This window comes from Aureimonas sp. N4, assembly GCF_001463925.1.
Taxonomy (GTDB): Bacteria; Pseudomonadota; Alphaproteobacteria; order Rhizobiales; family Rhizobiaceae; genus Aureimonas; species Aureimonas ureilytica_A.
Genome location: NZ_BBWS01000017.1, coordinates 1 through 12,473 on the forward strand (window position 1 = coordinate 1; position 12,473 = coordinate 12,473).

Consider the following 12,473-nt stretch of genomic DNA (forward strand, 5'->3'; position numbering starts at 1 on the left):
CCGCTGACCGTGACCCATCCCGACATCACGCGCTTCTTCATGACGATCCCCGAAGCCTCCCGCCTCATTCTCCACGCCGCAGGCCACGGGCTCGGCGCGGGCGCGGCCGAGGGGCAGATTTTCGTTCTCGACATGGGCGAGCCCATCCGTATCACGGAACTCGCCGAGCGGCTGATCCAGCTGGCGGGCCTGCGCCCGCATGTCGATGTCGCGATCCGCTACACCGGCCTGCGCAAGGGCGAGAAGCTCTACGAGGAACTTTTCGGCGAAGGCGAAACGCGCGAGCGCACGGGCCGCGCGGGGCTTTTGATCGCCCGCTCGCGCGTCAGCGATCTCGACCTCCTGCGGCATCGCTTCGCTGAGGCTGAAGAGGCCGTGCGCGCGGGCGACGCGGCGCGAGCCGTCGCGGTTCTGCGCCAGATCGTGCCGGAGTTCACGCCCTTGTCGGAGCTTCCTCCCGCCGCCATCGAGGGCCATTCGACACGGCGTCTGGCCTCTCCCGATGCGCCAACTCCGGCGGGAGACTGAGGCGGCTGTCAGTCGCGGCCCCGCGTCCCGATCGGTCGGGGCGCTCGTCCCAAAGCGACGACGAAGCGTGCGGGGCCGACTGCCAAGCGAGCGCCGAGCGCTTGATCCTCCAAAGGGCCGGGCAGCTGCGAAACATTCGAGATCAGTTTGCCGCGTCCCCTGCTCCGATCCTTGCCTCGCCGCTGTGCGCGGGACAGGCTCCCCTCGTCTCCCCGTCCGAACCGAAGGTGTTCGAGGCGCTTTGCGCACAGATGCTCTCGAGACCAGCGGCAGGTCTGCGAGATGCCTGCCTCGGGTCTTCCGGCAGCGTCGAAACGATCCCTACGACCCTATGCGATGACGCCCGACAATGCGCGGAAGCGCTTATCGTCGGGCGTCATTGCGGAACAAAAAAGAAGCGACGCGGAACAGGCCCTCAGGACGAGGGCTGAACCAGGAGGCTTCGACGCTGGCGCGCGGCGGTCATCGTCAGGCTGATGCGCTCGCGGGCCGCTTCCTCGACCGTGGGCGGGGTGGCGGGCTCGTTGGGCTGGGCCAGCTCGGAAAGGTCATCGAGACGCTTGGACGCTTCATCGAAGCCGGACGGGGCGGCGTCGAGACTCGGCGCGTCCAGTTCCTCGGCCGGCTGGAAGCGGCGCACGCCGGAGCGGCGAAGGCCGATCGCGCGGATGCGCTCGCGCAGTTCGGCCCGGCGGCGGTCGAGGTCGCCCTCGTTCAGGTCGAACTCCGGGTCGCTCGGCGCATGGACGGAGTGTTCGTGTTCGTTCTCGAATGCTTCGTGATCGCCCTTGAACTCGTCCTGTTCCCGCGTTGTCCGGGCCGTCTCGAATTCGGATTCATCGCCGGGTTCGTCGCCCGCATCGCGGATCGACGCGCGAGGCGCTTCATCTTCGGCATCGACTGGCGAGACGACGGACGGCTCCTGAGCGCGGCGGATCGGCTCGTGCGCTTCCGCCTCGGCGGCCGAGCCGCGCAGCGACCAATCTGCGGCGGCGGGTATCGGGGCCTCGGCGCGGCGGAGGGTGAAACCTTCGCCCAAACGCTCCGTCTCGCCCCGTTCGTCTTCCGCGCGGCGCGCGCTGCCAGCCCCGCCCCGCAGAATGGAGAGCATGGCGCCGAGCGCGGCCAGCATGATGCCGACGCTGAGCCCGGCGACACCACCGGCCGCCATGACGATGCGGCGCGACAGGCTGGAGGGCTGAAGCGGGACCGTCGCCTCGGAGATCACGCGTACATTGGCGGTGTTCAGGCTTTCCTGCTCGCTGGTCTGGCGGGTGCGCAGGAGATAGGCCTCGTAGACGGCGCGGGAGGCATCGACCTCGCGCTCCAGCTCGCGAAGCTTCACGAAGGAACTGCTGGTCTCGATCTGGCGCGAGCGCAGCGTGTCGATCTGACGGCTCAGATCGGCTTCGGTGTCGCGGGCGCGGGCAAGCTCCGTCTGCGCCGAGGCGACGATGCGGCCGAGCTCGTTCTGGATTGCGCGGCGCGCCGCCGTCACGGCTTCGTCCGCCCCGATACGCTGGGGATGGCGGGGCCCGAGGCGCGTGGCGAGAACGGCGGCGCTCTGCGTGGCTTCGGTATAGGCCTGGCGCAGGCGTTGCAGCGTTTCGGAGTTGAGCCCTTCGGGGAAGGAGCCCTCCACCACGTCGCTGACGCTGGCGCGGCGCAGCGACTGGGCGCGCACGTCGAGCGTGGTGATCTGGGCGCGCACATCGGCCAGCTGGCTGTTGATGCGGGTGATGTAGTCGTCGTCGATCAGCCGGCCGCCGACGCCGACGAGCTTGTTGTCGGCCTTGTAGGCCTCCACCGCATCCTCGGCGGCGACGACGCGCTGGCGCAGCTCGGCGAGGCGTGAGGACAGGGCCGTGGTCGCGCGCCGCGCCAGCTCCGACTGGGCGCGGCCCTGCTCGGCGATGAAATTCTCGGTGATCAGATTGGCAAGGCGCGCCGCCTTGTCGGGGTCCTCGGAGGTCACCGACAGGTTGATCACGAAACTATTGGCGTTGCGCACGGCCTTCACGTGCTTGGCGAGGTTCGCGATCGTCAAAAGCTGGCGATCGCGGATCACCGCGTCCTCGTTGGACGAAAGGAAGGCGTTCACGAGGCTGGTGACGCCGGAAAACAGGCTCTCGCGCGTGCCGTTGAACTCGGGATCGGCGGTGAGGCCTGCCTGCGAGACGACGCGCTCCAGAACCGAATTCGAGGTCATCACCGCGATCTGGCTTTCCACCAGCGCCAGCGTGCCGTCCGTGCTCATGCCCGTCTGGGACGAGGTCACGTCGTTCTGCACGATGTTGAGATCGCGCGGATCGAGCACGAGCTGGGCGATGCCCGTATAGGCTTTGGGCGTGGAATAGGCATAGGCGCCGGCCAGCCCGACGCCGAGCACGGTCGCCAGAACGATGAAGCCGCGCCGCTGCCAGATGCCGCTCGCCAGCACAGCCGGATCGAACAGCGACGTCTGCCCATCGGCCCTGGACCGGCGCGGCCGTTCGCCCGCGAAGACGCTCTCAGCATGGGTGTCGGAATGGAACATCCGGATGGGCCTGTTCTCAACGAGGACGGTTTGGCCAAACCTCCGCGAATATGGCAAACAAATCCTTAACGCGCCTTCCAATCGTTACGGAACGGTCAGCCCGTCGCAAGTTTCTGACGTAGCGTCACATACCAGGGCTTGGGCCGAAGCGCCGCGTCGAACGGCAGGGGCCGGTTCGGCTGGCCGTCGGTGCGCGGCATGGCGTCCGGCACCCAGGTGTAGCGGTCGCTGATGCCCCAGGTGATCACGGCATAGGGTCGCTGACCGGCGAAGAGCCCGTCCAGAAAGTCGCTGACGCTGCGCTCGGCCGCCGCGTCGATGGCGTCGGCGTCGCCCCGAACCTGAAAGTCGATCACATCCAGCTCGCTCGCGAGCAGTCCGACGCCCAGCGCCTTCAGGTCGCGCCCGAAGCGCGCCAGCGCCTCGCGGTCCACCTTGATATGGCTGTAGAGATGCGCCTGAAGGCCGACCATATCGACCCGCAGGCCCTCGTCCTGCAACTGGCGCACGAGATGGAGGATCTCGGCGCGGCGCGCGTCGTAGCGCGGCCCCTCGAATTCCAGATCGTAATCGTTGATGACGAGCTTGGCGCTGGGGTCCGCCCGCATCGCGGTTCGGAAGGCGAGGGAAATGTGCCGCGCGCCGAGCCGGCGCCGCCACCACGTGTCGCGCAAGGGGCCGCCGGGCTCGCGCGGGTCGTTGGCGATCACCTCGTTCACCACGTCCCAGCTGCCGAGCCGGCCCCGGTAATGCTCGGCCACGCGCTCGATATGCTCCACCAGCACCCGCTCGGCATCGGCCGGGTCGCGGATCGCCTCCAGCCAGGGCGGGTTGGTGGACCACCAGACGAAGGCATGGCCGCGCGACACCATGCCCCGCGAGCGCGCCCAGTTCACCATGCGGTCGGCCGGGTCGAACCAGAATTCCGGGCGCGTCGGGCGGAGCAGGCCGAATTTCAGCTCGTTGGACGGCATGAGGAGATCGCATTCGCGCTCGATCAGCGCGCGATAGTCCGCATCCGCCTCGAAATGATCCACCTGCACCGCCGCGCCGAAGGGCACGCGCGGCGCAAGGGCACGGGCGGGGTTCGCGCCCAGCCCCATGGCGCAGGCCATCCCCGCCGCGCCTCCCGCCAGAAGCGAACGGCGCGTTAAGGGCGCGGTGCTAAGCTGGCGGGGGATCGCGTTCGGGCCTCGTGGAGCCGAATGCGGCGGCGCATCGGCGCGGTGATGGACGGCGGCTTGGCTGGTCTCGTCGGTCATGCGCTCTATCGGATGGAAGGGAGAGACGGAATGCGCGGAGCGGTCCGTGGCCTGGCTCGGATGGGTCATGCCAATCTTCACCTTCTGCGCGATTATACCAAGCTGATCGGCGGCTCGGCGGGGCGGCTGGTCCTGTCTCTCTTGTATTTCACGGCCGTTGCGAATGCATTGAGCATTGCCGGCTTCGGCCTTTTCGCCACGGCGTCGGGCACGGGCATCGTCCTGTCGCGCATTGCCGGCTTCGGCTTCGTGTCGCCGCTCTACCGCGCGGCCACGCGCAAGCCGCACCTCATCGGCGCCTATACGGCGGGCTATCTCGCGGCACTTCTCGCCTCCTTGCCCGTGGTGGCCTTGGTGGCGCTCGGCTTTTACGGCCTCGTCTTCGAAGGCGACATGGGCCTCCTCCCCTTCGCCCTGGTGGTCGCGGCCGAAATCATCGGCTGGCGCTCGCTGGAGGTCGTGTGCATCGTCAACAACGGCATGGGACGCTTCGGCCGCGCCTCGGTGCTGGTGATCGTCGGCTCGGCCGCCAAAGCGCTCGCCGCCCTTCTGTTCGCTCATGCCGGCCTTGCCCAGACCGATCTCCTGTCGTGGAGCGTCTTCTACTTCGCAGCCAATGCCGGGTCGGCGCTGCTCGGCATCGTGCTCTTCTATCCGCGCCAGCGGCTTCGCTGGCGTCCGGCCCTTTACCTGCGCCGCCTCGGCGACAGTCTCGCCGTCGCGGGCGCGGAGATCCTGTTCTATCTCCAATCCGAGATGGACAAGCTTCTGGTGTTGTCGCTCGGCGGGCCGGCGATCGCCGGCATCTATGCCATGCTGATGCGCCTCATCGACCTGACGGCGCTGCCGGTGCGCTCCTTCAACATGATGATCGTGCAGAAGCTGATCCGCACACCGGGGCTTCTGCAGTCCTGGCGGCGACGCTGGATGACGGAGGGCGGAATCGCGCTGGTGTCGGTCGCCGGAATGGGCGCGCTCGGACTGATCCTTGCAGTCGCGCCGACGCTGCTCGGGCGCAATGTCGCCGACGCCGCGCCGCTCGTGCTTCTCGTGCTTCTCGTGCCGGCCTTCCGCAACCTTGTGGAATATCAAAGCGAGTTGCTCTACGCGCGGGGGCGCACGGGCATGCGCGCGGCGATCCTGGCGCTTCTGGGTCTTCTCAAGGCAGGCTTCCTGACGCTGCTCCTGCAGGGGGCGGCCACCACGCCGGACGACCAGTGGATCCTCGGACTGAACGGTGTCTTCGCCGCGCTCTGGATCGCTTCGGCCGGGGCCACCTATATCGCGCTCGACTGGCGCAGCCGCTTGCCGCGCGACGGCCCGTCCGGCGCCCCCGACATCGCAACGGCGTGATCGTGCGATCTCAGAGCCCGTCTGGAAAGTACCCGGCGGAGGATCGGCGAGGGATTTTCGTCACTCACGAGGCGCCGAACGCAGTCGATGCCGGCGGCATCGGCGAGGATCGGCAACGAAGTGGGTGGCGAAAAGCACCGACGAGCCGACCCGGCGGACTTTTCGGACGAGTTCTTAGATGCCGACGACGCGCCGGATGATGGTGGGGTCCGTGCCGGTAAAGGACTGAAGTCCCAGCGCCACCTGCTCGGGCGAAAGTCCGGTCAGAAAGCGTTCGAGGCCTGCGTCGTCCAGCGGCGGCCCGTCCCAGTAAACCGCGCAGAGCCGCTCGTCGGTCGCCACATGGCGCTCCGGCCGCTCCTCCGCCTCGTCCACGAAGCGGCCATAGATCGTGCATTCCGACAGGGCGCGTGAACTGACCAGCGCCATCATGGCCGGGCGATGCGTCGTGCGGGCGATGCGGGCCAGCATGTCCCGAACCGTATCGCGACGCCAGGCGATCAGCGTGGTGATGTAGGTCGCAGCTGGAACGGGCTCGCGCGCGAGGCCCAAAAGCCGAGCCGCTCGTCGCGCCCACCGCTCATGCTCGGCCCGGCGCGCGGGCTCGACCGCCGCCAAACCCTCGGCGCGGCGATAGAAGCGCACCGCCTCGCCCTGGCGGAAATGGCCGACATCGAAGGGGCGCACGAACACGACATCGGAATCCAGGGACACCAGCACGTCTTCCGCCATGGCCGCGCCCATGGCGATGCGCCGAAGCTGCTGCACATGCCAGCCGCGCAGCGGGAGGCCGAAGGGAGACAACCAGAGCCGCCGCCGTCGATCGAGCGGATCGGGGATCGGGCGAAGCCAGACGGGTAGGATATCCCGCTCGCACACGACCCTGCGCTTGGGCCCCTCGAAGACGCGAAAGGCGGCGAGATCGGCGGCCTCGACCAGAATGTAGTGGATGGCATGGCCGGTCACGAAGCGGTCCACGCTGTCGCACAGGAGGCGACAGCGTTCCAGATCGCCGCGATAGGATGATGTCACGAGCGCGATGGAAAAGGGCATCGATCTGTCCGCGCCTGGGCTCCCCTACCGACAGGCCTCAGCCGATCGTTTCAAGGTGACATCTATCACGGCAGTGGGAGCGATCCGTCAATTGGGTGATGACGCGGGGGGAGCTCTTGAAGGATCATTCATCGATTTGCGGCAAGTTTCCCCCATGGAACCCACGCCCCTGCCCCTCGATCGCCTGCCATCCGCCGTCACGGTCGAAGCCCTGTCGCCGAATCATGGGGCGGAGCGGGAGATCGTGGTCGTGGTGCCGACCTTCCGTCGGCCCGATCTCGTGCTGCGCACGCTGGCGTCGCTCCAAGTGCAAACCACGCACCGCCTTTTCGCGATCGTGCTCGTGGAAAACGATTCCGAGGGGCGCGACGGGCTGGAGGCGGCGCGCCCGCTGTTCGAAAGCGGATCGCTGACCGGCCTCGTCGTGGTGGCGCATGAGCGCGGCAATTGCTCGGCCTATAATGCCGGCTTTGCCGCCGCGCGGCGCTTCTATCCCGCGCTTCAGGTGGCGCTGATCATCGACGATGACGAGGAAGCCACCCCGGACTGGATCGAGGCCCATCTGGCGGCGCTGGATCGCCTGGGCGTCGATGTCACCGGCGCGCCGCAGATCCCCGTGTTCGAGGATGCCGCCAAGCAGGGGCTGGCCGCGCATCCCGTGTTTCGCCCGCCCTTCGAGGCGAGCGGGCCGGTGCCGACGCTGGTATCGTCGGGTAATGTCGCGATTCGTGCGAGCGTTCTGGATCGCATGGGCGAGCCCCTGTTCGACCCGCGCTTCAACTTCACGGGCGGCGGCGACGCCGATCTCTTCTCGCGCTGCCGGGAGGCGGGCTTTCGCTTCGGCTGGTGCCGCGAGGCCGCGGTGCGGGAGGTCGTTCCGAAGCGGCGCACGGAGTTTTCCTGGATCAACGCTCGCTCGCTGCGCAACGGCGCGCTCTCGACGCTGGTGCAGCGTGGGCGCGACGGGCGCGCGCGAACGCTCGCCAAGAGCCTGGCCCTCGCGCTCGCCGCCCCGCCGCGCTCGGTCGCGCTGGCGCTGCGTTCGCGCTCGCTCCTGATCGGCCTTTACCACATCCAGATCGCGCTCGGCCGGCTTCAAGGCGAGTTCGGCCAAGTGGGGGAGCAGTATCGCAAGCCCGAAAGCAACTGAATCCGCCCCGGATTTTAGTGTCAGCCGTCGCACTTTGCCGCGCAATGCCCTAGCTCCTATGCGGCAGAGCAATGAGGAGCAGCAGTCGCAATGGACCTTCTTCGATTGATGGCGCTCGATCGGGGCGATCTCGACATCGTGTCGGCCCATGTGCAGGACGCCGTGATTCGGCTCGGTGACATCAGCTTCTCGGCCGCGCGCCGGCAGTTCACCCTGCCGATGAACCGCTTCGTCTGGGAAAAGGCGCCGCCCCGTCGCGGCCTGTTTCGCCGGAAGGGCGAATACGAGCGTCGGCGCAGCGTCCTGCATTTCGACCGCGTGACATCGGTCAAGCGCAGCGGCTTCGCGCAGGGCGACGAGGACGCCGTGCTGGCGCTTCTCGCCATTCGTTGGAGCGTGACGGACGACCCTTCGGGCACGATCGACCTTGTGTTCGCGGGCGGTGCCGCGATAAGGCTCGATGTCGAATGTATCGAAGCGCAGCTGACCGATCTCGGCGCCGCCTGGAGCACCCCGTCGCGGCCCGACCACGACAAGGGCTGACACGGGCGACGGGAGCGGACGGCGCGCCGGGAAAGAGGGCCTGACGTGCCGCAACGGCTCCATATCAGCGAACCGGATTTCGAACAGCGTTTCCGCGCGCTTCTGGCCGCCAAGCGCGAGGCTTCGGTGGATGTCGAAGCCACCGTGCGCGAGATCGTGTCGGACGTGCGCCGGCGCGGCGACGCGGCGCTGATCGAGCTGACCGCGCGCTTCGACCATCTGGAACTGACGCCCGAGACGCTGCGCGTGCCGGAGGCCGAAATCGAGGCCGCGCTGGAGGCGACGCCGCCCGAAACGCGCGCCGCGCTGGACCTCGCCCATCGCCGCATCGAAAGCCACCATATTCGGCAGATGCCGAAGGACGACCGCTACACGGACGCGATCGGCGCCGAGCTCGGCTCGCGCTGGACGGCGGTGGAATCGGTCGGCCTTTATGTGCCGGGCGGGGCGGCGAGCTATCCTTCCTCCGTCCTGATGAACGCCGTGCCGGCCAAGGTGGCGGGCGTCGAGCGCATCGCCATGGTCGTGCCGGCCATGCGCGGCGCGCTCAACCCGCTGGTGCTGGCGGCCGCGCGCATCGCGGGCGTGTCCGAGATCTACCGCGTCGGCGGGGCGCAGGCCGTCGCGGCGCTCGCCTATGGCACACAAAGCATTCGCCCCGTCGCCAAGATCGTCGGCCCCGGCAATGCCTATGTGGCGAGCGCTAAGCGGCAGGTCTTCGGCACGGTCGGCATCGACATGATCGCCGGCCCGTCCGAAGTGCTCGTGATCGCCGATGCCGACAACGACCCGGACTGGCTCGCCGCCGACCTTCTGGCCCAGGCAGAGCACGACCGGGCGGCGCAGTCGATCCTGCTCACCGATAGCGAAGACCTCGCCGCCCGCGTGGAAGCGGCCGTGGAGCGACAGCTTCAAACGCTCTCGCGCTCCGAAACCGCCAGCGCGAGCTGGGCCGAGTTCGGCGCGGTGATCGTGGTGGACGATCTTCTGCGCGACGCGCCACCCCTCGCCGACCGCATCGCCGCCGAGCATCTGGAAATCGCGACCGACGACCCGGACGCGCTGTTTGCCCGCATCCGCAATGCCGGCGCGGTGTTCCTCGGACGCCACACGCCCGAAGTCATCGGCGACTATGTCGGCGGATCGAACCATGTTCTGCCGACGGCGCGCTCGGCGCGCTTCTCCTCCGGCCTTTCGGTGCTCGATTTCGTGAAGCGCACCTCGATCCTGAAGCTTTCGGCCGAGGCGCTGCGCGAACTCGGCCCCTCGGCCATCGAACTTGCCCGCGTCGAAGGGCTCGACGCGCATGGGCGATCCGTCGCCATCCGGCTCAATCTTTAGAGGCTGCCATGGAGCGCGGACGCCTGGTTTCGATCGACCTCGATGAATCGATCGGGCGCGCGGCGCCCGATGTGGAGCATGATCGCGCCGTCGCGATCGTGGACCTCATCGAGGAGAACCTCTTCGACCTCGAAGGTCATCCCGGCGGGCGCTTTCGGCTGAAGCTCGCGCTGGCCGACCGCCGACTCGTCTTCGACGTGGCCGACGAGGGCGGCCAGCCATTGGCGGTTCACATTCTCTCGCTGACACCCTTCCGCCGCGTCATCCGAGACTATTTCCTGATCTGCGACAGCTATCACGAGGCGATCCGCACCGCGACGCCCTCGCAGATCGAGGCGATCGACATGGGTCGGCGGGGCATACACAATGACGGATCGGACCTCCTGCGCGAACGGCTGAAGGGCAAGATCGAACTGGACAAGGACACGGCGCGGCGTCTCTTCACGCTGATCTGCGTTCTGCATCGGCGCACGTGAGGGAGGCCAGCGGGTTGAACGCCGAGACCATCACACACCGGGAGGCATACACGGCATGAGCGCTCCCTCCCCCGCTCGCAAGGTCGATTCCATCCTCTTCGTCTGCGGCGCGAACTCGATCCGCTCGCCCATGGCCGAAGCCATTGCCCGATCCATCCTGCCGCCCTCCATCTATATCGCCTCGGTCGGCGTGAAGGACGGCGAGCGCGATCCGTTCGTGGATGTGATCCTGGCCGAGCAGGGCCTGTCGCTCGGCGATCGCAAGCCGCAGAAATGGGAGGATCTGGGGGACGGCTATTTCGATCTCGTGATCACCCTCTCGCCCGAGGCCCATCACGCCGCCATGAGCGCGACCGGGGCGGATGCCACGGCCGTGGAATTCTGGCCGATGCCCGACCCGTCCGTCGTCAACGGCAGCCGGGGACAGATTCTCGACGCCTATCGCGACGTCTTCCGCCGCATCCAGACCAAGCTGACCGAGCTGCGCGACCGGGGCTGAGGCAGCCCCGGTCTCTGATCGTCAGTGCGCATCCACCTTCACGCTGGCGGAGGGACGGCGGATCATGACCGTCAGAAAGCAGAGCGCAACGAACAACCCCGTCAGCATCACGAACACGTCCGAAAAGGCCATGACGCTCGCCTCGCGGTGAATGAGGCCGCTCATCTGCTTGAGCGCGACATTGGCCCCGTCGAGACCGGCTGCGTTGAAGCTGGAGGCCATGTCGTTCAGCCGGTCTTCGGCGACCTGGCTGCCCCAGCGCACGCGCTCGGCCAAGCGGTCGTAATGCAGGACCGTGCGGTCGTTGATCATCGTGTTGATGATGGCAAGACCCACCGCGCCGCCGAGATTGCGCGTCAGATTGTAGAGGCCGGACGCGCCCTTCATCTTTTGCGGCGGCAGGGTTCCGAGCGCGATATTGTTGATCGGCACCATGGCCATCATCAGCCCGAAGCCGCGCAGCAATTGCGGGATCAGAAGCTCGTAGAAGTCCCAGTCATGCGTCAGCCCGCTCATCAGCCAGGTGCCGAGGCCGAAGGCCGAGAAGCCCATGGCCATCATGACGCGTGGATCGAGCTTGGAAGACAGTTTTCCCGAGAGCGGCGCGGTGAAGAACATCGCCAGACCCGAGACGAACATGGTCTCGCCGATCATCAGCGAATCATAGCCCCGGATGCGGCCGAGATAGACCGGGTAGAGATAGGTCAGGCCATAGAGCCCGACGCCCATGATGAAGGAGAAGAGCGAGCCGAAGGCGAAGTTGCGGTTGGTGAAGGCCGTGAGATCGACGATCGGCTCCTTGGCCGTGAAGGCGCGGTAGAGAAACAGCCCCGCGCCGACCACGAGGATCACGCTCATGACGACGATGGTCTTGCTTTCGAACCAGTCGTCCAGCGGGCCTTCTTCCAGCACATATTCGAGCGAACCGAGAAAGGCCGCCATGCCGAGCAGGCCGAACCAGTCGAACTTGGAAAAGAGCGACCATTCCGGCTTGTCGAAATCCACGAGGTTCCAGACCGCCAGCGTCACGAGGATGCCGAAGGGCACGTTGACGAGAAAGAGCCAATGCCAGGACAGGGCGTGGCTGAGATAGCCGCCGACGGTCGGGCCGATGGTGGGAGCCAGCGTCGCCACGAGGCCGATCATGGGCGAGACGACGGCGCGCTTGGAGGGGGGGAAGATGGTGAAGGCGGCCGCGAAGACGCTCGGGATCATGCCGCCGCCGATGAAGCCCTGGATGGCGCGGTAGAAGATCATCTGATCGATATTGGTGGCTGTCGCGCAGAGCGCCGAGGACAGCGTGAAGCCCGCCGCCGCCAGCGTGAAGAGGATGCGCGTCGACATCATGCGGGCCAGAAAGCCCGACAGCGGGATCATCACCACTTCGGCGATCAGATAGGCCGTCTGCACCCAGGCGATCTCGTCGGTCGAGGCGGATAGGCCGGCCTGGATTTCCGCAAGCGATGCCGAGACGATCTGAATGTCGAGGATCGCCATGAACATGCCGAAGACCATGGCCATGAAGGCCAGCATCCGGCGCATGGGGATCGTGTCGCCGCCGCCCGATGTCGGCGCGGCGGGGCGGACGGGCAGTTTGGAATCGGCTGTGACGGAGGACATGGGGCTTGGCTCCCGCCGAGCATCTCGCCCGGCCACGGAAACGAACAGGCGTCGGCGCGCGAAGCGGCGCGGCGGCGGAGACAAGGGCATGGTGCCCGTGGGAGCGCATCGG

At 67.4% G+C, this 12,473-nt stretch carries 11 protein-coding genes; 7 read left to right on the plus strand and 4 right to left on the minus strand.

Annotation, left to right across the window (positions count from 1 at the left end; translation table 11 throughout):
- On the plus strand, positions 1–528 hold a 528-nt coding region (locus tag AUL28_RS05940), incomplete at its 5' end, for a polysaccharide biosynthesis protein (RefSeq protein WP_244493426.1).
- A 415-nt stretch (positions 529–943) separates the two neighbouring features.
- On the opposite strand, the gene AUL28_RS05945 is transcribed toward AUL28_RS05940, so the two are convergent.
- Positions 944–3,064: a GumC family protein gene (locus tag AUL28_RS05945; RefSeq protein WP_062230994.1), complete on the minus strand. Its 2,121-nt coding sequence runs from the start codon at positions 3,062–3,064 to the stop codon at positions 944–946.
- A 95-nt stretch (positions 3,065–3,159) separates the two neighbouring features.
- On the minus strand, positions 3,160–4,326 hold the full coding sequence (locus AUL28_RS05950; protein ID WP_244493427.1) for an endo-1,4-beta-xylanase: 1,167 nt from the start codon (positions 4,324–4,326) through the stop codon (positions 3,160–3,162).
- A 30-nt stretch (positions 4,327–4,356) separates the two neighbouring features.
- Here AUL28_RS05950 and AUL28_RS05955 point away from each other — a divergent pair, with 30 nt between their 5' ends.
- Positions 4,357–5,679 (plus strand): lipopolysaccharide biosynthesis protein, encoded by a 1,323-nt coding sequence (locus tag AUL28_RS05955; RefSeq protein ID WP_062230995.1) that lies wholly within the window; start codon positions 4,357–4,359, stop codon positions 5,677–5,679.
- Positions 5,680–5,853: 174 nt separating this feature from the next.
- On the opposite strand, the gene AUL28_RS05960 is transcribed toward AUL28_RS05955, so the two are convergent.
- Positions 5,854–6,732: a DUF6492 family protein gene (locus tag AUL28_RS05960; protein ID WP_062230996.1), complete on the minus strand. Its 879-nt coding sequence runs from the start codon at positions 6,730–6,732 to the stop codon at positions 5,854–5,856.
- Between the two features lie 154 nt (positions 6,733–6,886).
- Here AUL28_RS05960 and AUL28_RS05965 point away from each other — a divergent pair, with 154 nt between their 5' ends.
- The 5 genes from AUL28_RS05965 to AUL28_RS05985 all read left to right on the plus strand — a co-directional run bounded on the left by AUL28_RS05965 (position 6,887) and on the right by AUL28_RS05985 (position 10,741).
- Positions 6,887–7,882: a glycosyltransferase family 2 protein gene (locus AUL28_RS05965; protein ID WP_062230997.1), complete on the plus strand. Its 996-nt coding sequence runs from the start codon at positions 6,887–6,889 to the stop codon at positions 7,880–7,882.
- A 90-nt stretch (positions 7,883–7,972) separates the two neighbouring features.
- Complete coding sequence (locus AUL28_RS05970) at positions 7,973–8,425, plus strand: DUF2948 family protein (protein ID WP_062217673.1); 453 nt, start codon at positions 7,973–7,975, stop codon at positions 8,423–8,425.
- Positions 8,426–8,470: 45 nt separating this feature from the next.
- Complete coding sequence (hisD, locus tag AUL28_RS05975) at positions 8,471–9,766, plus strand: histidinol dehydrogenase (protein ID WP_062230998.1); 1,296 nt, start codon at positions 8,471–8,473, stop codon at positions 9,764–9,766.
- Positions 9,767–9,774: 8 nt separating this feature from the next.
- Positions 9,775–10,242: a UPF0262 family protein gene (locus AUL28_RS05980; protein ID WP_062230999.1), complete on the plus strand. Its 468-nt coding sequence runs from the start codon at positions 9,775–9,777 to the stop codon at positions 10,240–10,242.
- Positions 10,243–10,297: 55 nt separating this feature from the next.
- Complete coding sequence (locus tag AUL28_RS05985; protein WP_062231000.1) at positions 10,298–10,741, plus strand: arsenate-mycothiol transferase ArsC; 444 nt, start codon at positions 10,298–10,300, stop codon at positions 10,739–10,741.
- Between the two features lie 21 nt (positions 10,742–10,762).
- On the opposite strand, the gene AUL28_RS05990 is transcribed toward AUL28_RS05985, so the two are convergent.
- The gene (locus AUL28_RS05990; RefSeq protein WP_062231001.1) at positions 10,763–12,361 is read right to left on the minus strand and encodes a DHA2 family efflux MFS transporter permease subunit; all 1,599 of its coding nucleotides are present in this window, start codon (positions 12,359–12,361) and stop codon (positions 10,763–10,765) included.
- Positions 12,362–12,473 lie beyond the last annotated feature (112 nt).